This window comes from Halovalidus salilacus (assembly GCF_031852275.1).
GTDB classification, from domain to species: Archaea; Halobacteriota; Halobacteria; order Halobacteriales; family Natrialbaceae; genus Halovalidus; species Halovalidus salilacus.
Genome location: NZ_CP134700.1, coordinates 1,194,393 through 1,219,534 on the forward strand (window position 1 = coordinate 1,194,393; position 25,142 = coordinate 1,219,534).

The following is a 25,142-nucleotide window of genomic DNA, read 5'->3' on the forward strand; positions in this document are numbered from 1 at the left end:
CGTGTCGGGGCTCTCTCGCTCGGGTCAGACGCCGTTCGAATCGCTATCGTTCACCATCTGGATGCGCTCGATGCCCTGAATCTCCTCGATCACCTCGGCGACGGGGCTCGGCACGAGCGACTGCCAGTCGCCGCCGTCGATCATCCGCTCGCGCACCTCCGACCCCTCGAGGACGTCCCGGTTGAACATCGGCGACTGGCGGATCTCGACGCCGGCCTCCCGGAAGAGCTGGATCACGAGGGGGTTGTTCGAGTAGGCGATGTCGAAGTCGGGGCTCATGCTCTGGACGTGGCTGACCCACACGGAGTTGCGTTCCAGGTCCTCGATCGGAACGACGTAGGTGACGAGGTCGAAGTCGACCATCGACTTGGTGATCATCATGATCCGCTCGCCCGCGGTGAACGGGTTGCGCGTGGAGTGGGAGTCGCCCGCGCTCCCGATGCCGAGGACGAGTTCGTCGACGTCCTCGGCGATCCGCTCGACCATGTTGTAGTGGCCGTTGTGAAACGGCTGGAACCGTCCGATATAAAAGCCCCGGATCATACGCGTAGGTTTCATTGCGCGCTGGTTAAACGTGGCGAGTTTCCTCGGCAGGAGCGCCGACGAACGGTGGTGTGGGGGGCCCCCGTTTTCGGGACCGCGAACCGACGGCGTCGCGACGTCTCGGGCCCGGTTCTCGAGTTCCGACGCCACCCCTCTCGAGGGCTGTATCGTGTGATTTCTGCCGTTGCCGCCGTCCGCCGCATGGAGAAAGTATATCAGTCGCAAACCCTTCGGAACAGGTACTGAACAGAGTTCTATGAGCAACGAAACGAACGTTGACGACCCTCCCAAAGACGCGGACGCCACCGACGACGAGTCGGCGCCGCGGCAGGGAGAACGGTCGCCGATCGAGGAGGGCGGTGACCGGACCGACGTCGACGACGGTCTCGAGACGTCCGACTCGCCGTCGGAGACGACAGTCGAAGAGCAAACGCCTCCGACGGGTGAAGACTCGTCCGGCTCCGACGGCGACGCGGAGCCGGACCCGCTCCCCGAAGACGACGGGTTCGACTCCGGCCGTCCGGACGTCACCGAGGAGGACGGCGAGGACGACATCGAAACCGTCGATGACCTCGGGAGCGAGGTCGACGTCGATCCGGGCGTGGAGATCGACGAGGAGAACGCCGAGAACGACCTGCTCGGCGGCCTCAAGATCGACTCGACCGAGGACATCGAGGTCCCCGACCGCCTGGTCGATCAGGTGATCGGCCAGGACGAGGCCCGGGACATCATCATCAAGGCGGCCAAGCAGCGCCGACACGTGATGATGATCGGCTCGCCGGGGACAGGAAAGTCCATGCTGGCGAAGGCGATGAGCCAGCTCCTCCCGAAGGAGGACCTCCAGGACGTCCTCGTCTACCACAACCCGGACGACGGCAACGCGCCGAAGGTCCGGACGGTCCCCGCCGGCAAGGGCGAACAGATCATCGAGGCCCACAAGGAGGAGGCCCGAAAGCGAAACCAGATGCGGTCGATCCTGATGTGGATCATCATCGCGATCGTCGCAGGGTACGCCATCATCAGCGGCGACATCCTGCTCGGCGTGATCGCGGCGGTCGTCGTTTGGTTATTCTTCCGCTACACCTCCCGCGGCTCCGACGCGATGGTGCCCAACATGATCGTCAACAACGGCGATCAACGCACCGCGCCGTTCGAGGACGCCACCGGCGCCCACGCCGGCGCGCTGCTGGGCGACGTCCGCCACGACCCGTTCCAGTCCGGCGGCATGGAGACGCCCAGCCACGACCGCGTCGAACCCGGCTCGATCCACAAGTCCAACAAGGGCGTGCTGTTCGTCGACGAGATCAACACGCTCGACATCCGCACCCAGCAGAAGCTGATGACGGCCATCCAGGAGGGCGAGTTCGCCATCACCGGCCAGTCCGAGCGCTCCTCGGGCGCGATGGTCCAGACCGAACCCGTCCCCTGCGACTTCATCATGATCGCCGCGGGGAACCTCGACGCGATGGAGAACATGCACCCCGCGCTCCGCAGCCGAATCAAGGGCTACGGGTACGAGGTCTACATGGACGACACCATCGAGGACACCCCCGAGATGCGCCGGAAGTACACCCGGTTCGTGGCCCAGGAGGTCGAACGCGACGGTCGCCTCCCCCACTTCACGCGCGACGCCGTCGAGGAGGTCCTCCTCGAGGCCAAGCGGCGCGCGGGCCGAAAGGAGCACCTCACGCTCCACTTCCGTAACCTGGGCGGGCTGGTCCGGGTCGCGGGCGACATCGCCCGCGCGGAGGACACGGAGTTCACCGAGCGCGAGCACGTCCTGCAGGCCAAGGAGCGCTCCCGGTCGATCGAACAGCAGCTCGCGGACGACTACATCGACCGCCGCAAGGACTACGAGCTCCAGGTCGCGGAAGGCGGCGTCGTCGGCCGCGTCAACGGGCTCGCCGTGATGGGCCAGGACTCGGGAATCATGCTCCCGGTCATGGCCGAGATCGCCCCCGCCCAGGGCGGCGGGCAGGTGATCGCCACCGGCCAGCTCAAGGAGATGGCCGAGGAATCCGTACAGAACGTCTCGGCGATCATCAAGAAGTTCTCCGACGTCGACCTCTCGGAGAAGGACATCCACATCCAGTTCGTCCAGGCCGGCCAGCAGGGCGTCGACGGCGACTCCGCCTCCATCACGGTGGCGACCGCCGTCATCTCCGCCCTCGAGAACATCCCCGTCGACCAGTCGGTCGCGATGACCGGTTCGCTCTCCGTGCGCGGGGACGTCCTCCCGGTCGGCGGCGTCACCCACAAGATCGAGGCCGCCGCGAAGGCCGGCTGTGACAGGGTCATCATCCCGGCGACGAACGAACAGGACGTGATGATCGAGGACGAGTACAAAGAGCAGATCGAGATCATCCCCTGTTCGAACATCAGCGACGTCCTCGAGGTCGCCCTCATCGGCGAACCCGAGAAGGACTCGCTGCTCGACCGACTCAAGTCGATCACCGGCTCGGCGTTCGAGGGGCAGGTCGCCCGCGGCAGCGGGTCGAACCCGAGCCCGCAGTAGAGACATGCCGGCGTGGGGGACGTTCGCCGGACTCTCCGTCGTCGTCCTCCTCTCGCTGCTCGTTCTTTCGCACCTCACCCAGACGGCGTTTTCCGAGAGCGACGTCGATACCGACGACTCGACCCCGGAATCCGCGTCCGAATCGTCGACGACCGCCCCTGACGACTCCCCGAACCGATCCGACACCTCGAGAACCGACGACTCGGCCGAGGGCGACTCGCCCGACGACTCGGCCGAGGGCGACTCGCCCGACGACTCGGCCGAGGGCGACTCGCCCGACGACGACCCGTTCAGAAGTGACGGGCGGGACCGGAACGGCGTGCGCGGTCCGACGTCGAATCGGCCGGCCGACGGAACCGCGACTGCACGTGCAGAAGACCCAGATCGTTCGGGGACCGACTCACGGCCTCGGTCCGAGTCGAACCCGCGCGACCTGTCGACCGGCGCGTTGCTCGCGAACGTCGCCCTCTCGCAGGGGCTGTTCGCCGGCGTGTTGCTCGGGGCGGCCGTCTACGCCGAGATTCCGCCGTCGGCGTTCGGCCTCGAGTTCTCCCGCGAGTACGTGCTGTCGGGTCTGGCGCTCGGCGCCGCGCTGGGGCTGGTCCTCTACGTCGCGAACGAAGTCGCCGCGGCGGGGGCGACGCGGGTCGGCTTCGATCACGAGGAGGAACTCCGGGAACTGCTCGCCCCCGACTCCGCCGGCGCCTGGCTGGTGCTCCTGTGTTGCGTCCTCCCGATCATCGCGGTGTTCGAAGAACTGCTCTTCCGAGCGGCGCTGATCGGCGTCCTCTCGGCCGGATTCGACCTCTCGCCGTGGCTCCTCGCGGTCGTCTCCTCGGTGGCGTTCGCCTTCGGCCACGGCGTGCAGGGGTCCGTCGGGGTCGTCGTCACGGGAGCGCTCGGGTTCGTCCTCGCGGCGGCGTTCGTCCTCACGGGGAGTTTCCTCGTCGTGGTCGTCGCCCACTACCTGATCAACGCCCTCGAGTTCGTCGTCCACGAGGGGATCGGCCTCGACTGGGCGGGCCCGCTCGAGGGGCACTCCTAAGGGATCGGCCGACGAGGATGAGGACGTGAGTCGAAGCGAATCCGAACGGGGCGGCCGTCCGGGCCTGACCGGATCCGACGCGCTCCCGTCGTGGGCCCACCGGGTGATCGTCTCGGGCGTGGTCAGCTACTTCGTCGTCCTGGGATTCGCGGTCGTCACCGGCGACGACGTGGCCTTTCTGGTCGCGAACGTCCTCTTCGGCCTGATCGCGATCGGGTTCGGCGTCGTGATCCTGCGTCGGACGGCCGGCGAACGGTCGCCGCTCGCCGCCGGCGGTGCTTCCTTCGTCGTCGGCGGCGTGTTGCAGTTCGCGTGGATCGCGACGGGCCAGTCGGTCTTCGACAGCCTCGCCTCCCTCGCCGTCTTCGCCGGCGTCGGGCTCTACTTCTACTCGGTCTGGTACGCCGAGTAGACGGGGAGTCGGATCGCGATCCGCCGGCGGGCCGAGACCGAACGCGAACTTCCGGAACCGTCAGGGATATCCTCGGATCGACCGAACGATCCGCCGTGTCTCGAACGCTCGACGTCTCCCTCTTCCTGCTGCTCGCGGTGCTGTGGGGGCTCTCGTTCCCGGCGATCTCGGTCGGCCTCGAGTACCTCCCGCCCCTGCTGTTCGCCGCGTTTCGATACGACGTGGCGGCCGTTCTGTTACTGGCCTACGCCGCGTTCAGGGTCGACGACTGGATCCCGTCGGCCCGGAACGATCGGGTGGCCGTCGTCGGCGGCGGCGTCTTCCTGATCGGCGGGAACGGCTTCCTCTTTCTCGGCCAGCAGACCGTCCCGAGCGGCGTCGCCGCGATCCTGCAGGCGCTCGTCCCCATCGCGACCGCGCTGTGGGCGCTGCTGTTGCTCGGCGACCGCCTCTCCGGACTCGGCGCGGTCGGGGTGATCGTCGGCTTCCTCGGGATCGGCCTCGTCGTCACGCCCGATCCGTCCAACCTCGCGGCGGGCGACACCCTCGGGAAACTCCTGATCGTCGTGCAGGTGATCTTCGTCTCGCTCGGGGGCGTCGTCATCCAGCGGGCGGGGCCGACTCTCGATCGAATCCCGTTGACGGGGTGGTCGATGCTCGTGGGCTCGCTCGTCCTCCACGCGGTCAGCCTCGGCCGCAGCGAACTCCCGTCCGTCGACGCCCTCGAGCCGACGGCGATCGGCGCGGTCCTCTATTTGGGAGTCTTCTCGACGGCGATCGCGTTCTTCATCTACTTCACCATCCTCGAGGTGCGCGGCGCGTTCGAGGCGTCGCTCGTCGCGTACCTCGTCCCGGTGGTGGCGACGGCGGTGGGCGTCTTCGTCCTCGGCGAGACCATTGGAGCGTCCGCGATCGCCGGGTTCGCCCTGGTGGCGCTCGGATTCGCGTTGTTGAAACGTCGGGCGCTGGCCGACGTGATGGGGTTTTCGACCGGCGTCGGACTGTCCTGATCACTACGACCGACGTCGCGGTCGCGGTCGCTCGACCGGACGGTCGACCGTGCGAAAACGGGGGTGAGAACGCTTACAGTTCCTCGATCGAGCGCAACTTCTGCTCGATCTGCGGCGGCGCCGCGCTCGGGCCGTCGCGAACGCGGTGGTCGGGGATGAGTAGCGGCGCGGGATTCCCGTCCAGCGCCGTCCGCACGAGGATGATATCGTCGTCGTCCTCGGGATCCAGGTCGGGCGTCGTGGCGGCGAGCGTCGAGACGTCGGTCTGCTCGCCGTAGGGGATCGTTCGCACCTGCTCGAGGACGGCCCGCTGGTCGGTCGGGACGGTGAGCGCCACCTGGACGTCGTCGAAGTCGACCTCCTCGAGGCCGTCCAGGTACTCGAAGATGCGGTCGAGGATCGGGTGGCTCTCCGCCGTTTCGGCCTCCTCGTCGGGCACCTCGGGGAACGAGACGCTCAGGGCCCGGCCGCTCGCGACGCCGAGTTGCACGTACCGCTCGAGGTAGGGAGACTCGCGCGCGTAGATGCCGGCGTCCGTGACGTCCTCCATACGTCCCGGTTGGTCGGTGTGGACTTGAATATTCGCCAGTCGCGCGACGAGGGCGCAAGCCTTTTGTACATATGAGTACGTCGATGTACAACAATGAACTCCGAAACAGAGGTCGCCCCCGCGGTCAGGTCCATCCTCGAGGCCGCGCGGGAGCGGTCGGGCGGCGATCGCGTCTCGATCGAGGCCCGATCGTTCCCCGACGCGCTGGCGGCGGCCGAAGCCGACGGTCGGGTGCCGGTGATCGCGGAAGTGAAACCGACGAGTCCGACGGCCGACGGGACGCGAGCGGACGACCCCGTCGAACTGGCGCGAGCGATGGTCGACGGCGGCGCGGCGGCGATCTCGGTGCTGACCGAACCCGAGCACTTCGGCGGGTCGCCGGAGGCCCTCGAGCGCGTCCGCGAGGCCGTCGACGTCCCGGTCCTTCGGAAGGACTTCGTCCTCCGCGAGGAGCAGATGGACGTCGTCGATGCCGACCTCCTGTTGCTGATCGCCCGGTTCGTCGAGGACCTCGAGGGACTCGTTACGGCCGCGCGCGACCGGGGCTTCCAGCCCCTGGTCGAGGTCCACGATTCGGAGGAACTCGATGCGGCGCTCGAGGCCGGGGCCGACATCGTGGGGGTGAACAACCGCGATCTGGCGAGGCTCGAGGTCGACCTCGGTACGTTCGAGGATGTCGCGCCCGAAGCGCCCGAGGACGTAACGTTGATCGCCGAGAGCGGCATCTCGACGTCCGAGGACGTCCGACGGATGCGCGCTGCCGGTGCGGACGCCTTATTGGTCGGCAGTGCCATCATGGACCACGGACGTGAGAGCGACGTGAGCGAGAACACGCGGCGACTGACGCGAGCGGAGGTGACCGACGATGAGTGAGAGCGAACGCGCGCGCAGCGACGAGGAAGAACCCGGAGGCGGCGGCGGGCGAGACCGGCGCGACGGTTCGTTCGGCCGCTACGGCGGCCAGTACGTCCCCGAGGCGCTGATGCCGGCACTCGAGGAACTCGAGGACGCGTACGAGCGGTACGTCCTCGAGAACGAGGACGGCTTTATGGACGAGTTCCGCGAGCGGATGCGGGAGTTCGGTGGCCGGCCGACGCCCCTGCAGCGGGCGGATCGACTGAGCGAGCGGTACGACCGAGAAATCTACCTGAAGCGCGAGGACCTCGTCCACGGCGGGGCGCACAAGCTGAACAACGCCCTCGGCCAGGTGCTGCTCGCGAAGTACATGGGCAAGGAGCGGATCGTCGCCGAGACCGGCGCCGGCCAGCACGGGACGGCGACCGCGATGGCCGCGGCCCACCTGGATATGCCCTGCGAGATCTACATGGGTCGGACGGACGTGAACCGCCAGCGACCCAACGTCTACCGCATGCGGATGAACGGGGCCGAGGTGAACCCGGTCGAGGCTGGCAGCGGCACGCTCAAGGAGGCGATCAACGAGACGCTGCGCGACTGGGCGACGACCGTCGAGACGACCCACTACGTGATCGGCTCCGTGGTGGGTCCACACCCGTTCCCCACGATGGTCCGGGACTTTCAGTCCGTGATCAGCGAGGAGGCCCGCGAGCAGGTGCTGGAGCGGGCCGGCCGACTCCCCGACAGCGTCGTCGCCTGCGCCGGCGGCGGCTCGAACACGATGGGGGCGTTCCACGCCTTCGTCGACGACGAGGACGTGGGGTTGTACGCCGTCGAGGCCGGCGGCTCGAGCCTCGAGATCGACGAGGAGGCCGGCGTCGCGCCCAACTCTGCCACACTGTCGACCGGCACCGACGGCGTACTCCACGGCGCGATGACCAAACTCCTCCAGAGCGGGGACGGCCAGATCGTCGAGTCCCACAGCGTGAGCGCGGGGCTCGACTACGCCGGCGTCGGGCCGGAACTCTCCCACCTCGTGGAGACGGGTCGGGTGACTCCCGTTAGCGTCGACGACGAGGCCGCGCTGAACGCCTTCCACCGACTCTCGCGCCTCGAGGGGATCATCCCCGCGCTCGAGTCCTCGCACGCCCTGGGGTACGTAGAGGAAGCCTACGAGAACCTCGGCGACCTCGTCGTCGTCAACGTCTCCGGCCGCGGCGACAAGGACCTGGAGACCGTGCTCGAGGAGACCGAAAAGCGGGACCTCGAGGCCGCGCCCGAGGTGGAGGTGTTCGACTCGTGACCGACGGTACTCGCGAGAGCGACATCGAGGCCGCCATCCGCGAGAACCACCCCGCGCTCATCACCTACGTCACCGCGGGCGACCCCTCGCTCGAGGAGACGAAGGCGTACGTCGAGGCGCTCGACCGCGGCGGCGCGGACCTGATCGAACTCGGCCTCCCCTTCTCCGAACCGATCGCGGAGGGGCCGACGATCCAGGCGGCGATCAACCGCGCGCTCGAGGCCGGGACCACCCCAGAGGGATTCTTCGAGATGGTCGACGACCTCGAGACGGAGGCGCCGCTGCTGGTGATGACGTACTACAACATGGTGCTCCAGTACGGTACAAGCGTGGAACCGCGTTCCGCTGACAGTCGAGCGGTGGAACCTCGAGACGAGCCGGACGTACGGCCGTTCGTCGAGCGGGCGGCCGAGGCGGGCCTCTCGGGGATCATCGTCCCAGATTTGCCGGCGGAGGAGGCCGACCCCCTCCGGGACGCCTGCGACGACCACGGACTGGACCTCATCTTCATCGTCGCGCCGACGACCGCGGGCGAGCGCCTCGAGACGATCATGTCGCAGGTGTCGGGCTTCGCCTACGTCCAGGCGCGCCTCGGGACGACCGGCGCCCGCGGGGACGTCTCGAGCGCGACCCACGAGAGCCTCGAGCGCCTCTCCGCCTACGACGTGCCGAAGGCGGTCGGCTTCGGCGTCAGCGAGGGCGACCACGCCGCCGAGATCGTCGAGGCGGGCGCCGACGGCGTCATCGTCGGCAGCGCCCTCATCGACATCATCGCTGAGCACGGCTCAGCAGGCGCTGCGACGGAGTTCCAGAACATCGCGGAGAGCGACACCCCCACGGCGGACCTCGAGGCCAAGGCCCGGGAACTCAAGCGGGGCGCCCTGCGCGGCGCCGGTGAGGACTCCGACGCGACGGCCGCTCCGACGGACGACGAGGAGGGGGCAAACGTACCGGAACCAGAACAGCCATAACCGGAAGCTTGCTACGGACACACAATGAGCACAACAGGCATCGACGCACGACTCGAGCGCATCGGGACGGACGGGAGGTTCGTCATCGTCCCGATGGACCACGGAATCACACTCGGCCCGGTGACGGGTCTCAAGGACATCGAATCGACCATCGACGCGGTGACCCGCGGCGGCGCGGACGCCGTGCTCACCCAGAAGGGGATCGCCCCGCGCGTCCACGAGAACAAGAACGGACGTGGCTACATCGTCCACCTCAACGCCTCCACCTCCATCGGCCCGGACTCGAACGACAAGCGCCTGACCGGCACCGTCGAGGAGGCGATCCGGGCCGGCGCCGACGCCGTCTCCTTCCACATCAACGTCGGCTCGAACCACGAACCGGACCAGATCACCCAGCTCGCGGAGGTCACCGCCGAGGCGAACCGCTTCGGCATGCCCGTGCTCGCGATGGCCTACGCCCGCGGCCCCGACGTCGATCCCGAGGATCCCGAGGCGCTCGGCCACGCCGTCCGCCTCGCCGAGGAACTGGGCGCCGACGTCGTCAAGACCGGCTACAGCGGCGACGCCGAGAGCTTCGAACACGTCTGCGAGTCGACCCGGCTCCCGGTCGTCATCGCCGGCGGCTCGCGGGGCACCGATCGCGAGACGATCCAGATGGTCCGCGGCGCGATGGACGCCGGCGGCGCCGGCGTCTCCATGGGCCGGTCGATCTTCCAGCACGAGGACCCCGAGGCGATCGCGACCGCCGTCGCCGGCGTCGTCCACGACGACCTCACGGCCGACGAGGCGCTGAGAGCCGCCGGACTGGCCCTCGAGGCCTGACTCGACTTCTCCTTCTGCGTACCGGCTTCGGCGTCGCGGGTTCCGATCGGGAACGGAACCGTAAGAATCTCGAAATCCCGCTTCGTTCTCCGCGACGTGAGCGACGCGAGCGATCGAGACGGGCGCCGAACCGGCACCTCCGAGCGCGGGAGCGACCGCGCGGACGGCCGCGATCGGGGGAACGGAAGCGCCGGTGAGGAGGCGCTGACCGTCGAGGACGAGATCCTCGCCCGGGCCAGGATCCACGCCCGAGAGGTGCTCGCGGAGTCCGACCTCGAGGTGGACCTCGATCGGGTCGAGTGGGACGTCTCGTGGCGGGCGCGCCGGCGCGCGGGCGCCTGCCGCTGGAACCGAAAGCGGGAGGTGGCCACCATCGTCCTGACGGGCCACGCCTACCGGGCGTACGACTGGGAGACGTTCGCCGGCGTCGTCCGCCACGAACTCGTCCACGCGTGGGAGTACCAGCGGTTCGACGAGTCGGGCCACGGTCCTCGGTTTCGGGAGCAGGCGGCGCGCCTCGACGCGCCCCGTCACTGTCAGTCGTTCGCCGACCCGCGGTACGTCCTCCGGTGTCTCGAGTCGGATTGCGAGTGGCGGGCGACGCGTCACCGCGCGTCGGAGCCGGTGAAGAACCCCGGTCGGTATCGCTGCGGCGAGTGCGGGGGGTCGATCGAGGTCGAACACGCCGAGAGCGGGCGGACGTGGACGACCGCGGGCGGGTACGGCGGGGCGAAGTCGGCCCTCGGCGATTCCTGGTAGCGATAGGGCCCCGTTTCTCGCCGGTCGAGCGCGGAATACTTATCCCGCTTTCGCCACCTCGTTCGACTATGGGGATACTCGAAACGATGCTCGGTCGGTCGTCGCCGAGTACCGTCCGCGAGGACGGTCGAACGTACACGCTGCCGAGAGACATCCACGGGTTCGCCTACCCGGTCGCCGTTCCCAGGGTCGAACTCGAGGCCTTCCAGGAGTTGCTCGAGGCCGAGGACGAGGCGCCGTACCTCGGCGAGGGCGAGACCGAACTTCGGGAGGCGGTCGAGGACGTCCTGGACGACGAGACGTTCGACGCCGACGCCTGGGCCGACCGCATGCGCGAACCCCGACAGCGAGCGCAACCCGTGCTCGAGACGTGGCTCTCGCAGGTCGAGGCGGACGACGACATCGGCGTCGTCTACCTTCCGTCCGACACCTACGAGGTCCTCGCCTCGTTCGTGAAGGTGTGCCGACAGCGGGACGAACTCGAGAACGACCCGTTCGAACTGCCCGAGAACACGCCGCGGGCCGTCTCGCTGCTCAAGCGACTCGAGCGCGCGTCGAACGATCAGTACCGCGTCGTGGTTCACACGGACCTGCTCCCGCCGAAGCGATAACCGGCCGGACCAGGCTCGTTCTCCGCTCGGGCGCGCGCCCGTCGCCCTCAGACGATCGTTTCGAACGACTCGAGCGACGGGAGTTCGTACGTCGGTCGGTGATCGGCGCTCGCGCTCGCGTCGGGGCCGTCGATCGCCGAGAGCCACGCGGAGTCCATGCCCACGGCGTTCGCCCCGGCCACGTCCGCGTGGAGGGAGTCGCCCACGTGGATCGCCTCGTGGGGATCCGCCCCGAGCGTCCCGAGGGCGTGCTCGAACGGCGCCAGGTCGGGTTTCGGGTAGATGCCGGCGCTCGGCTCGGTGAAGACCGCCGCGTCGAAGGTGTCCTCGATGCCGAGCGCGCGGAGCTTCCGCGTCTGCGTCTCCCTCCCGCCGTTGGTGATCAGTCCGACGGGGGCGCGCTCGCGGGCGTACTCGAGGGCCGCCTCCGCCCCGGGGCGGAACCTGACCGCCGTCGGATCGCGCTCCGCGAGGTAGGACTCGGCGAGCGTCGGCGCGAGCGCGGGGTCAACGCCCGTGCGGCCGGCGAGTTCGGCGAAGAGGAGTTCGAAGAACTCGCGGTCGGTCTCGGCCGTCGGAAGCGAGGGGACGGCCGCACGCATCTCCGCGGCCGTACAGAACGGGTCGACCCCGGCCCGCGCGAACGCCGCCTCGAGCACCGAGTCCGTCTCCCTGGTGGGTTCGCAGATCGTCCGGTCGAGGTCGAAACAGATGGCCGCGTACGACGTCATCGCATCCCTCTACCGGCGCGAAGACCCTGAGCGTTTCGCCGGGGCCGGTCGGGAGCGATTCGACGGGTTCGATCGACCTCGCGTTCACGTCAGCGCACCGATTGGATGGAAGGAGTTATTTCCGCGGCCGCACCTGTCGAGGTATGGACGTCGTCAGGCGCGTTCACATCGTTCCGCTCGGCTGCGAGTACGATCGGGTCCTCGAACCCGTCGAACGACAGCGCGCGGACCTGGTCTACCTGCTCGAGGATCCCTCCGGCGACGTCGAAACGCCGACCTACTTCGACGACCTCCACGCCGACCTCGAGGCGGTCGTCCCCGAGGTTCGCATCCGGGAGTGCGACCTCACGGACGTCTACGCCGTCCTCGGCGAGGTGACGACGCTCGCGGCGAAACACGGCGACGATCAGGTCTACGTCAACGTCTCCTGCGGGGGGACGATCCCGGCCATCGGTGCGACGATCGCCTGCATGGACGTCTCGACCGACGCACACGCTTACTACGTCGAACCCGCGGAGTACGCCCACGACGGGATCGAGGAGCCGCTCTCCTACGGCCTCGACGAGATGTCGCGGATTCCGACGTACCCGATCGAGTCGCCGACGCCGGACCAGGTCGCCATCATGGGATTCCTCGCCGACCCCGCCTCGTGGGAGGGCTTTCACGACGACCGGACGGCGGCGCCGAAGAAGAAGGACCTCATCGCGTTCGCTCGAGATCGGGAACTCTCGTTCATGGCCGACCGCCGCCCGCCGGAGGAGTACCCCGGCCGCGAGGACAAGGGCGCGTTCCGCGTCCTCGACACGCACGTCCTCGGTCCGCTCGAGGACGACGGCTACGTGGAGATCGAGAAGGTCGGTCGCCGACGCGTCGTGACCCTCACCGAACGGGGGGAGAACGCCTACCGGGCGTTCAGGCACAAACTCGAGTACGGGGAGTGACCTGTTTCTCGGACCTCGCACGCCGTCGGCGAGCGACCGCTGAATCGACGAGTGCGGCGGGCCCGGGGGGAGGCCGAAGGGAAGCACGAGAGCGGAGTTCTCGAATTGCGCGGCGTCAGCGGGGGCGATTCGTCGGTCGGTCGTCAGCGCGGATCATCCGCGGTCGGGCGTTTGCGGGGAGGGCGATCGGGTGAGATCCGAAGGGCGTCGCGTCGGCGGAGGACGGGCTTCGTGCCAGAGTGCCGATATCAGTGTCAGAGGGACCGAGCGTCGGACCGACGCCGATCGAGTGAGGGGAGCCGAACCCGACCGGCGCGATTACTCGCGCTCGCAGTTGCGGTCACAGGCCGGTTCGTCGGCCTGGAGCGCGGCGTACAGGTCGGTGCCCAGTCGGGCCAACTCGAGGTCGCGCTCGAGTCGCCGCAGGTGACGCCGAAGGAAGACGGCGTCGACGACGGCGTCGTCGGGGTTCCGGAGGGCGTCCTCGTCGACGGGCTCGATCGGGTCGGCGGCGCCCGCCGCCCCGTCGCTCGCGTCCGGCGCGTCCGGGGTCAGTTCAGCGCGGCCGGTCAGGTGGGCGGCGGCGTCCTCCAGGTACGACCCCGGGAGCTGGAAGCCGGCGGTGGAGCCGTTCTCGAGGCCCTCGAGGAGCTCGTAGGCGACGAGGATCGACCGCAGGAGCGACCTGATCTCCGCGGGCGGAGCCGGCGGGCTCAGCCCGCTCCTCAGGTGGTCGGCGGCCCGAAGGACCTCGCCGGGGCCGACGTCGAACGGCTCGGCGACGAACTCGGCGTCGACGGAGAACCGCGGGAGGCGGCTCCCCGCGACCAGGACGGCGCCGACAACCGTCGCCTCGCGGCCGTACCGCCGCTCCGCGGACTCCCCGGCCGCCTCGAGCGCGGCGCGGGCGACGTCGACGAGCGACTCGTCATCGCGGTCGAGTCCGAGGCGCGACGCGGCGCGGTCGACCGTCAGTCCATCCGTGGCCGGCGAGAGGTCGCTTCGGGCCATATGAGGGGTGTCTCTCGGGCGACTATTATCAACTACTAAGAAAGTATTCATACTATCATTACTATTCTGACTCCATTTACTGATGGCACCATCCACGTCGTTTCGACGGTCGTGAACGACGATCCGAAACGCGACGTCGGTCGCGGTGGCGTCCGTCCGCACCCGTTCGATTCCCGACGAGGCGATCGTCGCGGAATCCGCCACGTTCAAGCCGGTCCCCTTCGACCGTCGAGGTATGACGAGAGCTGTCTGGGTGAAAGCCGACGACGCCGTCGGCGACTGGGACGCCCGACGGGCGCGGATCACGTCCGCGCTCGAGGCGGGCGCCGACTGGGTACTGGTGGACGAGGCGGACGTCGAACGCGTTCGCGAACTCGGCGAGATCAACGTCGCCGCGTTTCGAACCGACGGCGACGTCTCGGTGATCGACGACGCGGAGGCCGACGAGACGGACGCCCGGCCCGACGCGGTGGTCATCGGCAAGGAGGGCGAGGGCGACGGCACGGTGGACCTCCCGAGCGACTACTCGGGCTCCGCGGACCTGTCGACCCTGCGCCGCGACGGCGACGTCGAGAAGGGTGCCTACGTCCGGATCCTCGGCAAGGAGTACGAGTCGTTCGCCGAGGCGGCCGCCGTCGAAGCCGACTACACGGTCGTCGTCGGCGAGGACTGGACGATCATCCCGCTCGAGAACCTGATCGCCCGCATCGGCGAGGAGACGGAACTCGTCGCGGGCGTCACGAGCGCGGAGGAGGCCCGCACCGCGTTCGAAACCCTCGAACTCGGCGCCGACGCCGTCCTCCTCGACTCGGACGACCCCGACGAGATCCGCCGCACGGTCGAGGTTCGGGACGAGTCAGAGCGCGAGACGCTCGACCTCGAATGGGCGGAGGTCGTCTCCGTCGAGCAGGTCGGCTCGGCCGACCGCGTCTGCGTCGACACTGGCAACCTGCTGGAACACGACGAGGGCATGCTGATCGGCTCGATGGCCCGCGGCCTCGTGTTCGTTCACGCAGAAACCGCCGAGTCGCCCTACGTCGCCTCCCGCCCGTTCCGGGTGAACGCCGGCGCGGTCCACGCCTACGTCCGGACGCCCGACGGCGGGACGAAGTACCTCTCCGAACTCCAGAGCGGCGACGAGGTCCAGGTCGTCGACCTCGAGGGCCACACCCGCGAGGCGATCGTCGGCCGGGTGAAGATCGAGAAGCGGCCGATGTTCCGCATCGCGCTCGAGACCGACGACGGCGACCGCATCGAGACGCTGCTCCAGAACGCCGAGACGATCAAGGTCGCCACCGGCGAGGGTCGGAAGGCGGTGACCGACCTCGAACCGGGCGACGAACTCAAACTCTTCTACGAGGACACCGCCCGCCACTTCGGCGAGGCCGTCGAGGAGAGCATTATCGAGAAGTAGCGAGCACCGATACCACTCGACGTCGCGATATTCGGTACCTCGTTTTTATCCCGGGCCGCCTCCGATCGCCGTTCCAGCCGGTCAGTAACTGGGTAGTGGGCCAGATCGTCTCCCGAGCGCACACCGTCGGACGACCAGCGACCGCCGTCCCGGATCACGGACGCTCCCGTCCGCCCGTCGAGCCGTCACACGGCCGGCACGGAAACGCCCCTGGTGTGGCCGTCTCCCGCGCGGTCGAGTCGAACTCCCGTCGGCACGTCGCGTTCGACGCGCTGTTTCGTGAGGGCCGGCGGACGGATCACCGTCGATCCGAAACCGATACCTCCTCCGTCGCGTCCCGACCGGCGCCGTCCTCGGTGGGTTCGGGCTCGAGGCGGGTCGTACACCAGTGACAGAACTCGAGATCCTCGTCGAGGGGTTTGCCGCAGTGGGGGCAGTCCGAGCCCCCGTCGGACTCGCCGGTCGTCGCTCCGCCAGACCCCGGAGGGAAGCCGAGCGCGCGGAACGTCACGTCGACGGCTGCTAGCAGCGGGACGAACGTGAGGGCGAACTGCCCCGTCCCACCCATCTCCCTCCCGATCGTCTCCATCGCCGCCAGCACGGTCGCCGGATCCATCGTCTCGATCGCCGCCTCCGCCGCTTCGAGGTGTTCGGTCGAGACGAAGACGTAGATCGAGAGGACGTACAGCCCCGCGAACGAGATGGCCCGAAACCAGTCCCCGATGACCGCGTGTCCCGCGCCGGGAAGGAGAAACGACAGTCCGGCGGCGAACAGGGCGCGGAGCCAGTTCATTGTTATCTCGGCACTCGCACGCGAGGTGCCTTAACATTCCGATTTGGATACTCGTCTCGAACGTGCAGGAATTCGTCGAGAGCCGCGCGAGACGCCCGATCGTGGCCGAACCGTCGGACTCGTTGCGACGCTACTGGAGTTTGGCGACCAGTTCGGCGAGCGTCTCGAGGTCGTACTGCCCCGGCGCCGTCGCGTCGGCGGGGTCGACCGGCGCGTAGCCGATCCTCGAGCCGTAGACCGGCGCCACGGCCCGGGTGTGGCTCCCCGCTTCGCCCATCGCCATGGTCGCGACGGACGCGCCGTGGAAGGTCAACTGCTCCGTCGCCGAGAGCAGCGCGAGCGCGTCGGCGTTCGATTCGGCCGTCACGGCCAGTTTCGCGACGTCCGCGTACTTGCCCGCCTCCGTCAGCGTCTTCACCATCTCGCCTCGAGGCGGCGTCCCCTCGAAGTCGTGCGACGAGGCGATCACCGCTACGTCGCGCTCGCGGGCCGCCTCGAGCACCTCGTCGGCGTCGCCCTCGAGGATCGACTCGAGTTCGACGTCGATCGCCGCCACCGCGTCGACGGCGGTCGCCTCGACGAGCGCCTCGAGTCGACCCTCCTCTTCTGCCTCGCCACCTTCCCACGCGGCACGGTTTGTCGCGATGATCGGCAGGTCGCCGTCGTACGCCTCGAGCGCCTCGAGCGGATCCGCCTCCGAGAGGTCCATCCGAAACTCGACCGCGTCGGCGTGTTCGCGGGCGACGGGGTCGTCGGCGTCCGCGAGGTCCGCGGTCGCCGCGGCCAGCACGAACGAATCGAAGTTCAACTGCATACGCTCACTGTGCGTCAGCGGTCGAAAAACGGTGTCGATTCGATGGATCGTCGCCGATCGCGGTCCGGTTGCGGCCGATCAGGCGACTCCGAGCGTCTCCTCGGCCTCGAGCAGCTCGTGGTAGCGGTTTCGGATGGTGACCTCGGAGATGTCGGCGACGTCGCTGACGGCGGCCTGCGTGGTCTTCTCGTTGGTCAGCAGGGCCGCGGCGTAGACCGCGGCGGCGGCGAGGCCGACCGGCGACTTGCCCGAGTGGACGCCCTTCTCCTTCGCGTTGCGCAGCAGCGAGCGGGCGCGGTGTTCGGCCTCGTCGGAGAGGCCGAGGCCGCTGGCGAAGCGGGGGACGTAGCTCTCGGGGTCGGCGGGCTGGACCTCGAGGCCGAGTTCGCGCACCACGTAGCGGTAGGTGCGGGCGATCTCGTTCTTCTCGACGCGGGAGACGTCCGCGATCTCGTCGAGGCTCCGGGGGACGCCGGCCTGGCGGGCCGCGGCGTAGACGCAGGCGGTCGAGACGCCCTCGATGGAGCGGCCGGGCAGGAGGTCCTCGTTGAGCGCGCGGCGGTAGATGACGGAGGCGGTCTCGCGGACGTTCGTCGGGAGGCCGAGCGCGGAGGCCATCCGGTCGATCTCGCCCAGCGCCTGCTTGAGGTTGCGCTCCTTGCTGTCGCGGGTGCGGAAGCGCTCGTTCCACTTGCGCAGGCGCTGCATCTTCTCCCGCTGGCGCGACCCGAGGGAGTTGCCGTAGGCGTCCTTGTTGCGCCAGTCGATGTTGGTCGACAGCCCCTTGTCGTGCATCGTGTTCGTCGTGGGCGCGCCCACGCGGGACTTCTTGTTCTTCTCGGCGGCGTCGAACGCGCGCCACTCCGGCCCGCGGTCTACCGAGTCCTCCTCGACGACCAGTCCGCACTCTTCGCAGATCGTCTCCCCGTGCTCGTCGTCGACGACGAGGTGGCCCGTACACTCCGGGCAGACGAGGTCGTCGCGCTCCCCGGTCCGCTCGGTCTCCGCGTCCTCCTCGTTCGATCGCTCTTCGCTACGTCGTACTCTGGTGTGTGATGTGTTCGTCATGCGATGGCGAGCGCTGCCCGGCCAACCAGTTCGCAAAAGCCGGACGGGTTCGTTATCTACCTCGTTCTGACACTCGAGGGATAAGGGTTTCGGAATCCGCTCCAAATCCGGCCCGAAAACTGGGAATTCGCGGGAACTAGCATGATAAACCCAAACGTTGATGCTGGGGACCGCGGCGAAAGCGGGTCGCACTTATCCGTTCGCCCCTATCGGCACGCATGAAGGTCGCAGTCGGTAGCACGAACCCCGTGAAGGTCGACGCCGTCGAACGAACGCTCGAGCGGTTCGACCCGACCGTGACCCCGGTCGCGGTCGACTCCGGCGTTCCCGAGCAGCCGTGGTCGATCGTCGAGACCGTCACCGGCGCCGAAAACCGGGCGCGACGGGCGCTCGAGCGCGTAGACGACGCAGGGTACGGCGTCGGTCTCGAAGGCGGCGTCGCCCGGCTCGAGGGCGTCCCCAATCTCGCGTTGATCATGTGGGCCGCCGTCACCGACGGCGAGCGTATCGGTCGGGGGAGCGGACCGACGATCGCGTTACCCGACGCCGTCGCGACCCGCCTCGAGGACGGCGCGGAGCTCGGTCCGGTGATGGACGAGTATCTCGGGACGACGGACGTCGCCGAGACGACGGGCGCGATCGGGGTGCTTACCGACGGATTAACCGATCGGGCTGCGGCACTCGGCGAGGCCGTAGCCTGCGCGTACGCGCCGTTTCTTACCGAACACTACGGCGACTGACCCGCCGAACCGCCGTCGACGGCGATCCCCGATCCGTTCTCGGTCCGATTTCCTGACTGTCGCTGATCGCTGATAGTCTCGAATACGTGTCTATTAGCTGTCCGTACCAACGACTCCTTTCCGAGCGGATATCGTCTCATTACCACCGCCGAAATCGCTAGACGGCGGCCGGTTAACCGCACGTACCAAACCCACTAAGAGCGTTCCTGCGTTCCACTCGAGTATGAGCAGCGCAATGGCCACGGACCTCACGAGCAAGCAACGACGTATCCTCCAGTACCTCCGTGAGAACGCGGCAACGAAGACGTACTTCAAGTCACGCCTCATTGGCAAGGAGCTGGGGATGACCGCGAAGGAGGTCGGGTCGAACATTACGGCCCTCCAGAACGGCGACTACGACATCGAGATCGAAAAGTGGGGCTACTCCTCGAGCACCACCTGGAAAGTCAACGTCTGATCGCCGTCCTACCCGATCCGGTCCCCAGGAGGTATCGACGGCCGGGCGAAACAATCGGGTCGAATACCGATCACACCGATTCTTCTCTCGCGCGCGGACGACGAATCCGCTAGCCGATCGTTCTGACGCCCTCGGACCGCCACTGGTGCGAGTTCGGTACCGACGCTCGGCGGAAACTGGGTATTACTCTCTTTCCCCTCGGGATGGAGCGACGCGCGCGACGTCTCGGCCGCACCCTCGAAGGTAATTCGGTATTACCTGCCCGTACGATGCTGGTACCCGACGACTGGCCGGACGTCGGCGCTCGAAACTACCCTCGAGCGGCAGGTCGTCCGATCGACGCCGAACCACACTTGACGGTCGCGCGCGTCGATACGAACGACCGATGCAGGCGATTTGCTTCGACATGGACGGGGTGATCCTCGAGGGGCCGCGAACCGATCCGAACGTCTACGCCGACGCCGCCGACGAGGCGCTGGTGGCTCTCGGTGCGGAGCCGACGGCGGACCAGCGGCGGGACCTCCGGCGAAACCGCGCCGACGCCGTCCGCGAGCGCTGCGACGCGCTCGAGATCGAGCCGAGCGAGTTCTGGTCGTTGAAGGAGCGGTACGCCTCGGAGGGGACCCACGAGCGCGTCCGATCGGGCGAACGGGGCGCATACGACGACGTCGACGCGATCGCGGATCTCTGCTCGCGCGACCGTCCGCTGACGGCGCTCGTGACCAACAACCGGCACGCGACGGCGCGGTTCGTGGACGATCACTTCTCGTTCGGCTTCGACGCCGTCCGCGGGCGCGATCCGACCATCGAGGGATACGAGCGACGGAAACCCGATCCGCACTACCTCAAGCGGACGCTCGACGAACTGGGCGTGGACGTCGCCGACGGCGACCGGGCGCTCTACGTCGGAGATTCGGAGAAGGACGTCGTCGCCGGTCGCGCCGCCGGCCTCGAGACGGCGTTCCTTCGTCGTCCGCACAATCGGACCGTCACGCCGGAGCCACCGGCGACGTACGAACTCGAGTCGCTCGCCGATTTGTACGACGTGGTCGGCGGGGAGAAAAACTGAGCCGTCGGCAAACCGTTCAGGCGTCGTACCGGACGAGTCGGTCGGCGCCGCGCGCCAGTTCCGTCGCCCGATCGCCGAACGAGTCGGCGTAGCGGACGATCAACAGGAGGACGGTCTCGGGGCGGACGACGGCGTACCCGTCGTCGCGGTCGAGCAGGCCCGCCTCCTCGAGTTCGCGGGCGTACTTGCTCACGGTGGGTGCGGAGACGTCGAGGACGGTCGCGAGGTCGCTCGCACCGATGTCCGGGTCCGCCAGCAGTTCGACGAGCATGCCCCGGGGGGTATCCCGTCGGAGGTACCCCAGCGCGTTCTTCTCGAAGTCGTCGAAGCGACCGGCCGGCACGAACCGCTTGTAATCGCCGTCGCGGTATCGTTCGACCGCCTCGAGTTCCTCGAGGCGACGGAGGTGGTGTTGGGTCTCGCCGGTGCCGAGCTGGAGGTCGTCCCGGATCTTGGAGAAGTGGGCGCCGGGGGTCATCGAGAGGTAGCCGGCGATCGCGTCGCGGGCTTCGCTCTCTCCGGTGTCGGCTTCGGCCGTCTCCGAGAAGCGTGCGAGCGGGGTGGCGGCGCCGAGGGCGGCGAATCGACGCAGGGTCGCTCGTTTTTCCTCGTCGACCCTGTCGGGGGTGGTCATGGCCTACGTCGATAGACGCGTCGCGGTGTAAAACGAGTTTCGCTCCGTTTCGTTCACGAAATCGTGAGCGTCCACGACGGATTACGGCGTCGGGAACGTCGGTAAGGATTCGGCTACTGTGGGGCGACCGCGGTTTGCGCCCGGGTCGACGAGCGGCAGAACGCGTCCGAGTACGCGAGAGGGGACGCGAATCGTTAGGACTGTTCGGCCCCGTCGACCGAGGCGTCGTGGAAGTCTTCGCCCATCTCCTCGATGACTTCGTCGGCGTCTCTGATCGCGTCCGCGTTCTTCCCCTCCTTGATCGCCCGGGCCTGCTCTTCGAGTTCTTCGACGTTCATCTCCGCCTCCTCGTCGATCTCGCCGATGATCTCGGCGATGTCGTCGAGGCCGATCAGTTCGCGGGTCTCCTCGTCGAACTCGAGGCTATCGAGGACGTGGCCGTCTTCTTTCACGTCGCTGCCCGAGAGGTGCTTGCCGTAGCGGCCGACCATCGAGGAGAGCTCCTGCGGGACGATGAACGTCGAGGACTCGCTCTGCCCGATGTCGGCGAGGGTCTCCATGCCGCGCTCGATGATCGCGCGTTCGCCCATCGACTCGGCCGAGCGGGCTCGGAGCACAGTCGAGATGGCGTCACCCTGGGCTTCGAGGATCTGGCTTTGCTTTTCACCCTGGGCGCGGATGATGTTCGACTGCTTGTCACCCTCGGCCTTCTCGACGGCGCTGCGGCGTTCACCCTGGGCCTCGAGGATCATGGCGCGGCGCTTGCGCTCGGCGGAGGTCTGTTGCTCCATCGCGCGCTGGACGTCCTTCGAGGGGTTGACCTCGCGGACCTCGACGGACTCCACTCGAATACCCCACTCGTCGGTGGGTTCGTCGAGTTCCGTGCGGATGCGCGCGTTGATCTCCTCGCGCTTGCTGAGCGTGTCGTCGAGCTCCATGTCGCCGATGACGGCCCGGAGCGTCGTCTGGGCGAGATTTGAAACCGCTCGCTTGTAGTCGTCGACCTCGAGGAACGCCTTCTTGGCGTCCATCACCTTGATGTAGACGACGGCGTCGGCGGTCACGGGCGAGTTGTCGCGCGTGATCGCCTCCTGGCGGGGCACGTCGAGCGTCTGGGTGCGCATGTCGAACCGATAGGTTCGCGAGACGAACGGGGGGACGATGTTGATCCCCGGCTGGAGGAGTTTGCGGTACTCACCGAAGACCGTCAGCGCGCGCTTCTCGTACGCGTTGACGATCTCGATCGCACTGAGCAACGCGACGACGACGACGATCAACACCAGGGCCCCGACGAGGAGACCGAAGCCGGCGAAGCCGCCTAGTTGCAGTAGGAACGGCGCTGGAACCATATGCCGAACTTACGTCGGCGAGTTTAAAAGAGTTCCCTTGTTCTATCGACATTTGTGATACGTTATCCGGTAGCATTGAGTCGTTTCGTCGGTCAGCTCGATTTCTCGGGTTCGCGAAGGGACTCGTCCTCCGTCTGAGACTCCGTCTCCCGTTGCTTCGCGGCTTCGCGCGCGAGCGCGCGATCGATCTCGTCCTGACTGATCGCCTCCATCGACTCGACGGTGAGGACGTTGCCGCCGCCGGGGTCGAGGACGATGATCTCCTCGCCTTCCTCGATCGTACCGTCCGTCGTGCGGGCGCTGTAGTACGGGGAGAAGCCCCCCTTCTCGAGTTTCACCTCGCCGCTTCGGGACGTCACGGTCTCGGTGACGTACCCCGTCGCGCCCGCGAGCGACGTGGAGTCCGTCGTCTGTGCGGTCCCTTTTCCGCCGTAGAAGTCGAACTCGCGGTAGACGTACGTCGCGGCCACGCCGAAGACGAGGGTGAGGACGGCGAGGACGAGCGGCGCGCCGATACCGAACACGGTGCCGATCAGTCCGGCAGCCACCAGCGCGACGCCGATGACGACGAGGTGCGCGCCGGGTGATATCGCCTCGAGAACCATGAGGACGAGCCCCACCGTCAGCAGCGCCAGGGGCGCGTTCTCCAAGAAGAGTTCGAGCATGGTTGGTCGTAGGGTCGCACCCCGATTAAATGTTTACCGCGTCGTCGGCGTGAACAGAGCCCCGACGACGCGAACCGCGGGTGAACGCGCGTCCGACGCGGGGCTGACGCCACCCCCGGGTCTTTATTAGCGACTAGTAAGTACGGGAAGGCATGAGCGACATATTCGTTCAAAACCTCCAGGAGAAGTCCGTGATGGGTTCCGACGGGACGGAACTCGGCATGCTCCACAACATCACCATGGACCTGAAGTCCGGAAAACTGCACGACCTCATCGTCGACCCCGACGAGGAGGTGCCGCTCCGATCGGTCGACTTCGAACGGGACGACGACGGGCGGTTCCGCGTGCCCGTCAGCCGCGTTCAGGCGGTGAAGGATTACATCGTGGTCAAACGCTAGTTCTCCGCATGTACGTTCTCGACTCGTCCGCTTTTATCCACGATTTCCACACGACCGAACAGACGGCGACCGTTCCGCTCGTCCGCGAGGAACTCGAGGGCGAGACCGTCTACAGATACGACGCGATGGAAGGGGCCGGCATGCACGTCCACATTCCGAACGACGACACCATCGAGACGGTGCGACGAGCGGCGAGGGAGTCGGGCGACCTCGAGGTCCTCTCGGAGACCGACGTTCGATTGATCGCGGCCGGCTTCGAACTCGACGGCAGGCTCGTCACCGACGATTACGCCATGCAGAACGTCGCCGAGAAGATGAACGTGGACGTCGAGGTGATCGCTCGAGACGGGATCGACGAGCAGCGCCACTGGCTGTTCCAGTGTCAGGGCTGCGGCCGCGAGTTCGACGAGCGGAAGGATCGCTGTCCGATCTGTGGCTCGGAACTAGCGCGCAAGAATCCGTCCTGAGTCGGCCTCGAAAACCGCCGGAATCGGCGACCTTCGATCGGAACGCGGGCGTTAGAACGCGTACAGGCTCGCGAACACGAACGCGTTGTACAACCCGTGGACCAGCGCGGGAACGGCCAGGTTCTCCGTCCGTTCGTATATCGTCCCGAGGATCAGCGAGAGGCCGAAGACGATGGCCAGGCTGATCAGGACGCGTCCCGCGCTCGCGGTCGCGTAGGCCAGGACGTGGACGAACGCGAAGATGACGCTCGCGACGACGACGGCGCCGTACCGGGAGAACGTCTCGTACAGCGACTTCTGCACGACGTTTCGGTAGAGCAGCTCCTCGAACGGGCCGACGATCAGCACCATCGCCGGGATCATGACGACGAGGAGTTCGGGATTTTCGGCCGCCTGCTGCGTCGTGCTGTGGTCGGCCGACTCCACGCCGAAGAACGTCATCACCACCGTGAGCGCGTAGTTCCCGACGACGATGACGACCAGCCCGCCGACGACCCACAGCACCGACCGGAGGGACGGGACCTCGAGGTCGACGTACGAGCGATCGCGTTCGCTGTGGAGGAGGTAGAGCCCGGCGACGGTGCCGAGTCCGAGCCCCGTCGACAGGTACGTGAGGAGCTCCTGTTGCACCTCTGTGAGTTCGCCGAGGAGGGGGTGGGCGATCGACGTGATCGCGATCGCGTACAGCGACATGGAGAGCAAACCGGCGAATCCGACGAACAACATCTGGAGAAACTGCACCGCGCGACGTTTCAGTCCCGCGTTCGAGATCCCGCTCAGATCGGCGACGGCGATGCCCACCCCGGTTCCGGCGGCGAGGAAGCTGACGAAGACGAGCGAAACGGACAGGCCGAGCCCCGGAACGTCCGTCGTTCCCATGAACCCGCGCCCCATCGCGTACCCCGAGAGGAGAACGACGAGGAGGCTCGAGACGCCAGCGACCGATGCGCCGGTCCGGCGGGAGAGTACCCCGTGGCGTCGACCGAGGAAGGCGAGCGTAGCCGCGAGGGCGAACCCGGCCGCCGTCAGCAGGAGGGGGTCGTCGACGCCGCGACGGACGGGCGCGAGCGTGCCGACGAGCGCGAACGCCGAGAGCGCGAGTCCGATTGCGGGGACGACGTCGACGGCGACCGAGTCGGCGTCGGTCCGTGCTGTCTCACTCATACGTGACGGTTCGCGCGGAGAAGTATAGGCC

General features: G+C 67.7%; 28 protein-coding genes. 17 read left to right on the forward strand and 11 right to left on the reverse strand.

Features of this window, described 5'->3' with window-relative positions; genetic code table 11:
* Positions 1-24 precede the first annotated feature (24 nt).
* Positions 25-543, reverse strand: coding sequence for a nicotinamide-nucleotide adenylyltransferase (locus RJT68_RS05910; RefSeq protein ID WP_407039447.1), 519 nt, complete (start codon positions 541-543; stop codon positions 25-27).
* 256 nt (positions 544-799) lie between these two features.
* Here RJT68_RS05910 and lonB point away from each other — a divergent pair, with 256 nt between their 5' ends.
* The 4 genes from lonB to RJT68_RS05930 all read left to right on the forward strand — a co-directional run bounded on the left by lonB (position 800) and on the right by RJT68_RS05930 (position 5,525).
* Positions 800-3,058 (forward strand): ATP-dependent protease LonB, encoded by a 2,259-nt coding sequence (gene lonB / locus RJT68_RS05915; RefSeq protein WP_407039448.1) that lies wholly within the window; start codon positions 800-802, stop codon positions 3,056-3,058.
* A 4-nt stretch (positions 3,059-3,062) separates the two neighbouring features.
* The gene (locus RJT68_RS05920; RefSeq protein ID WP_407039449.1) at positions 3,063-4,103 is read left to right on the forward strand and encodes a CPBP family intramembrane glutamic endopeptidase; all 1,041 of its coding nucleotides are present in this window, start codon (positions 3,063-3,065) and stop codon (positions 4,101-4,103) included.
* Positions 4,104-4,128: 25 nt separating this feature from the next.
* Positions 4,129-4,515, forward strand: coding sequence for a hypothetical protein (locus tag RJT68_RS05925; RefSeq protein ID WP_407039450.1), 387 nt, complete (start codon positions 4,129-4,131; stop codon positions 4,513-4,515).
* 95 nt (positions 4,516-4,610) lie between these two features.
* The gene (locus RJT68_RS05930) at positions 4,611-5,525 is read left to right on the forward strand and encodes a DMT family transporter (RefSeq protein WP_407039451.1); all 915 of its coding nucleotides are present in this window, start codon (positions 4,611-4,613) and stop codon (positions 5,523-5,525) included.
* 73 nt (positions 5,526-5,598) lie between these two features.
* Here RJT68_RS05930 and RJT68_RS05935 read toward each other — a convergent pair whose 3' ends face one another.
* Entirely contained in the window at positions 5,599-6,075 is a 477-nt protein-coding gene (locus RJT68_RS05935) for a methylated-DNA--[protein]-cysteine S-methyltransferase (protein ID WP_407039452.1), read from the reverse strand.
* Between the two features lie 93 nt (positions 6,076-6,168).
* On the opposite strand from RJT68_RS05935, the gene trpC reads away from it, so the two are divergent.
* The 6 genes from trpC to RJT68_RS05965 all read left to right on the forward strand — a co-directional run bounded on the left by trpC (position 6,169) and on the right by RJT68_RS05965 (position 11,396).
* Positions 6,169-6,948 carry an indole-3-glycerol phosphate synthase gene (trpC, locus tag RJT68_RS05940; RefSeq protein ID WP_407039453.1) on the forward strand — a complete coding sequence of 260 codons (780 nt, stop codon included), beginning with the start codon at positions 6,169-6,171 and terminating at the stop codon, positions 6,946-6,948.
* The gene (gene trpB / locus RJT68_RS05945; protein WP_407039454.1) at positions 6,941-8,233 is read left to right on the forward strand and encodes a tryptophan synthase subunit beta; all 1,293 of its coding nucleotides are present in this window, start codon (positions 6,941-6,943) and stop codon (positions 8,231-8,233) included. The genes trpC and trpB overlap by 8 nt, the downstream gene beginning before the upstream one ends.
* Positions 8,230-9,204, forward strand: a complete 975-nt coding sequence (trpA, locus tag RJT68_RS05950) for a tryptophan synthase subunit alpha (RefSeq protein WP_407039455.1) — start codon at positions 8,230-8,232, stop codon at positions 9,202-9,204. The genes trpB and trpA overlap by 4 nt, the downstream gene beginning before the upstream one ends.
* Before the next feature lie 24 nt (positions 9,205-9,228).
* The gene (locus RJT68_RS05955; RefSeq protein ID WP_407039456.1) at positions 9,229-10,026 is read left to right on the forward strand and encodes a 2-amino-3,7-dideoxy-D-threo-hept-6-ulosonate synthase; all 798 of its coding nucleotides are present in this window, start codon (positions 9,229-9,231) and stop codon (positions 10,024-10,026) included.
* A gap of 204 nt (positions 10,027-10,230) precedes the next feature.
* Complete coding sequence (locus tag RJT68_RS05960; RefSeq protein ID WP_407040329.1) at positions 10,231-10,785, forward strand: SprT-like domain-containing protein; 555 nt, start codon at positions 10,231-10,233, stop codon at positions 10,783-10,785.
* Between the two features lie 68 nt (positions 10,786-10,853).
* Positions 10,854-11,396, forward strand: coding sequence for a hypothetical protein (locus tag RJT68_RS05965; RefSeq protein ID WP_407039457.1), 543 nt, complete (start codon positions 10,854-10,856; stop codon positions 11,394-11,396).
* 47 nt (positions 11,397-11,443) lie between these two features.
* Here the strand turns inward: RJT68_RS05965 and RJT68_RS05970 are convergent, their stop codons facing one another.
* On the reverse strand, positions 11,444-12,127 hold the full coding sequence (locus tag RJT68_RS05970; protein WP_407039458.1) for an HAD family hydrolase: 684 nt from the start codon (positions 12,125-12,127) through the stop codon (positions 11,444-11,446).
* A gap of 143 nt (positions 12,128-12,270) precedes the next feature.
* Here RJT68_RS05970 and RJT68_RS05975 point away from each other — a divergent pair, with 143 nt between their 5' ends.
* Positions 12,271-13,068: an HFX_2341 family transcriptional regulator domain-containing protein gene (locus tag RJT68_RS05975; protein WP_407039459.1), complete on the forward strand. Its 798-nt coding sequence runs from the start codon at positions 12,271-12,273 to the stop codon at positions 13,066-13,068.
* A gap of 318 nt (positions 13,069-13,386) precedes the next feature.
* On the opposite strand, the gene RJT68_RS05980 is transcribed toward RJT68_RS05975, so the two are convergent.
* Complete coding sequence (locus RJT68_RS05980; protein ID WP_407039460.1) at positions 13,387-14,079, reverse strand: hypothetical protein; 693 nt, start codon at positions 14,077-14,079, stop codon at positions 13,387-13,389.
* 235 nt (positions 14,080-14,314) lie between these two features.
* Here RJT68_RS05980 and RJT68_RS05985 point away from each other — a divergent pair, with 235 nt between their 5' ends.
* Positions 14,315-15,493, forward strand: a complete 1,179-nt coding sequence (locus tag RJT68_RS05985; protein ID WP_407039461.1) for a 3-dehydroquinate synthase II — start codon at positions 14,315-14,317, stop codon at positions 15,491-15,493.
* Positions 15,494-15,791: 298 nt separating this feature from the next.
* Here RJT68_RS05985 and RJT68_RS05990 read toward each other — a convergent pair whose 3' ends face one another.
* The 3 genes from RJT68_RS05990 to RJT68_RS06000 form a co-directional block, all read right to left on the reverse strand.
* Positions 15,792-16,286 carry a DUF7575 domain-containing protein gene (locus tag RJT68_RS05990; protein WP_407039462.1) on the reverse strand — a complete coding sequence of 165 codons (495 nt, stop codon included), beginning with the start codon at positions 16,284-16,286 and terminating at the stop codon, positions 15,792-15,794.
* Positions 16,287-16,416: 130 nt separating this feature from the next.
* Positions 16,417-17,100 (reverse strand): type I 3-dehydroquinate dehydratase, encoded by a 684-nt coding sequence (locus RJT68_RS05995; protein ID WP_407039463.1) that lies wholly within the window; start codon positions 17,098-17,100, stop codon positions 16,417-16,419.
* A gap of 78 nt (positions 17,101-17,178) precedes the next feature.
* On the reverse strand, positions 17,179-18,168 hold the full coding sequence (locus RJT68_RS06000) for a transcription initiation factor IIB (protein WP_407039464.1): 990 nt from the start codon (positions 18,166-18,168) through the stop codon (positions 17,179-17,181).
* 218 nt (positions 18,169-18,386) lie between these two features.
* On the opposite strand from RJT68_RS06000, the gene yjjX reads away from it, so the two are divergent.
* The 3 genes from yjjX to RJT68_RS06015 all read left to right on the forward strand — a co-directional run bounded on the left by yjjX (position 18,387) and on the right by RJT68_RS06015 (position 20,434).
* Positions 18,387-18,908, forward strand: a complete 522-nt coding sequence (gene yjjX / locus RJT68_RS06005; protein ID WP_407039465.1) for an inosine/xanthosine triphosphatase — start codon at positions 18,387-18,389, stop codon at positions 18,906-18,908.
* 223 nt (positions 18,909-19,131) lie between these two features.
* Positions 19,132-19,365: a DUF7123 family protein gene (locus tag RJT68_RS06010; protein ID WP_407039466.1), complete on the forward strand. Its 234-nt coding sequence runs from the start codon at positions 19,132-19,134 to the stop codon at positions 19,363-19,365.
* 385 nt (positions 19,366-19,750) lie between these two features.
* Positions 19,751-20,434: an HAD family hydrolase gene (locus RJT68_RS06015; RefSeq protein WP_407039467.1), complete on the forward strand. Its 684-nt coding sequence runs from the start codon at positions 19,751-19,753 to the stop codon at positions 20,432-20,434.
* Between the two features lie 16 nt (positions 20,435-20,450).
* On the opposite strand, the gene RJT68_RS06020 is transcribed toward RJT68_RS06015, so the two are convergent.
* From RJT68_RS06020 to RJT68_RS06030, 3 genes are all read right to left on the reverse strand, one after another.
* Positions 20,451-21,068 carry a winged helix-turn-helix transcriptional regulator gene (locus RJT68_RS06020; protein WP_407039468.1) on the reverse strand — a complete coding sequence of 206 codons (618 nt, stop codon included), beginning with the start codon at positions 21,066-21,068 and terminating at the stop codon, positions 20,451-20,453.
* Between the two features lie 194 nt (positions 21,069-21,262).
* On the reverse strand, positions 21,263-22,417 hold the full coding sequence (locus RJT68_RS06025) for an SPFH domain-containing protein (RefSeq protein WP_407039469.1): 1,155 nt from the start codon (positions 22,415-22,417) through the stop codon (positions 21,263-21,265).
* A gap of 92 nt (positions 22,418-22,509) precedes the next feature.
* Positions 22,510-23,082, reverse strand: coding sequence for an NfeD family protein (locus RJT68_RS06030; protein ID WP_407039470.1), 573 nt, complete (start codon positions 23,080-23,082; stop codon positions 22,510-22,512).
* Positions 23,083-23,234: 152 nt separating this feature from the next.
* On the opposite strand from RJT68_RS06030, the gene RJT68_RS06035 reads away from it, so the two are divergent.
* A complete protein-coding gene (locus RJT68_RS06035; protein ID WP_407039471.1) occupies positions 23,235-23,480 on the forward strand; it encodes a PRC-barrel domain-containing protein in 246 nt (81 codons plus the stop codon).
* Between the two features lie 8 nt (positions 23,481-23,488).
* Complete coding sequence (locus RJT68_RS06040) at positions 23,489-23,947, forward strand: NOB1 family endonuclease (protein WP_407039472.1); 459 nt, start codon at positions 23,489-23,491, stop codon at positions 23,945-23,947.
* A gap of 51 nt (positions 23,948-23,998) precedes the next feature.
* On the opposite strand, the gene RJT68_RS06045 is transcribed toward RJT68_RS06040, so the two are convergent.
* The gene (locus RJT68_RS06045; RefSeq protein ID WP_407039473.1) at positions 23,999-25,111 is read right to left on the reverse strand and encodes a CPBP family intramembrane glutamic endopeptidase; all 1,113 of its coding nucleotides are present in this window, start codon (positions 25,109-25,111) and stop codon (positions 23,999-24,001) included.
* Positions 25,112-25,142: the final 31 nt, after the last annotated feature.

Coding starts and splice junctions, on each gene's coding strand:
- RJT68_RS05910 (WP_407039447.1), bottom strand. CDS start 543: ATGATCCGGGGCTTTTATATCGGACGGTTCCAGCCGTTTCACAACGGC.
- lonB (WP_407039448.1), top strand. CDS start 800: ATGAGCAACGAAACGAACGTTGACGACCCTCCCAAAGACGCGGACGCC.
- RJT68_RS05920 (WP_407039449.1), top strand. CDS start 3,063: ATGCCGGCGTGGGGGACGTTCGCCGGACTCTCCGTCGTCGTCCTCCTC.
- RJT68_RS05935 (WP_407039452.1), bottom strand. CDS start 6,075: ATGGAGGACGTCACGGACGCCGGCATCTACGCGCGCGAGTCTCCCTAC.
- trpC (WP_407039453.1), top strand. CDS start 6,169: ATGAACTCCGAAACAGAGGTCGCCCCCGCGGTCAGGTCCATCCTCGAG.
- trpB (WP_407039454.1), top strand. CDS start 6,941: ATGAGTGAGAGCGAACGCGCGCGCAGCGACGAGGAAGAACCCGGAGGC.
- RJT68_RS05955 (WP_407039456.1), top strand. CDS start 9,229: ATGAGCACAACAGGCATCGACGCACGACTCGAGCGCATCGGGACGGAC.
- RJT68_RS05965 (WP_407039457.1), top strand. CDS start 10,854: ATGGGGATACTCGAAACGATGCTCGGTCGGTCGTCGCCGAGTACCGTC.
- RJT68_RS05970 (WP_407039458.1), bottom strand. CDS start 12,127: ATGACGTCGTACGCGGCCATCTGTTTCGACCTCGACCGGACGATCTGC.
- RJT68_RS05975 (WP_407039459.1), top strand. CDS start 12,271: ATGGACGTCGTCAGGCGCGTTCACATCGTTCCGCTCGGCTGCGAGTAC.
- RJT68_RS05980 (WP_407039460.1), bottom strand. CDS start 14,079: ATGGCCCGAAGCGACCTCTCGCCGGCCACGGATGGACTGACGGTCGAC.
- RJT68_RS05985 (WP_407039461.1), top strand. CDS start 14,315: ATGACGAGAGCTGTCTGGGTGAAAGCCGACGACGCCGTCGGCGACTGG.
- RJT68_RS05990 (WP_407039462.1), bottom strand. CDS start 16,286: ATGAACTGGCTCCGCGCCCTGTTCGCCGCCGGACTGTCGTTTCTCCTT.
- RJT68_RS05995 (WP_407039463.1), bottom strand. CDS start 17,100: ATGCAGTTGAACTTCGATTCGTTCGTGCTGGCCGCGGCGACCGCGGAC.
- RJT68_RS06000 (WP_407039464.1), bottom strand. CDS start 18,168: ATGACGAACACATCACACACCAGAGTACGACGTAGCGAAGAGCGATCG.
- yjjX (WP_407039465.1), top strand. CDS start 18,387: ATGAAGGTCGCAGTCGGTAGCACGAACCCCGTGAAGGTCGACGCCGTC.
- RJT68_RS06010 (WP_407039466.1), top strand. CDS start 19,132: ATGAGCAGCGCAATGGCCACGGACCTCACGAGCAAGCAACGACGTATC.
- RJT68_RS06015 (WP_407039467.1), top strand. CDS start 19,751: ATGCAGGCGATTTGCTTCGACATGGACGGGGTGATCCTCGAGGGGCCG.
- RJT68_RS06020 (WP_407039468.1), bottom strand. CDS start 21,068: ATGACCACCCCCGACAGGGTCGACGAGGAAAAACGAGCGACCCTGCGT.
- RJT68_RS06025 (WP_407039469.1), bottom strand. CDS start 22,417: ATGGTTCCAGCGCCGTTCCTACTGCAACTAGGCGGCTTCGCCGGCTTC.
- RJT68_RS06030 (WP_407039470.1), bottom strand. CDS start 23,082: ATGCTCGAACTCTTCTTGGAGAACGCGCCCCTGGCGCTGCTGACGGTG.
- RJT68_RS06035 (WP_407039471.1), top strand. CDS start 23,235: ATGAGCGACATATTCGTTCAAAACCTCCAGGAGAAGTCCGTGATGGGT.
- RJT68_RS06040 (WP_407039472.1), top strand. CDS start 23,489: ATGTACGTTCTCGACTCGTCCGCTTTTATCCACGATTTCCACACGACC.
- RJT68_RS06045 (WP_407039473.1), bottom strand. CDS start 25,111: ATGAGTGAGACAGCACGGACCGACGCCGACTCGGTCGCCGTCGACGTC.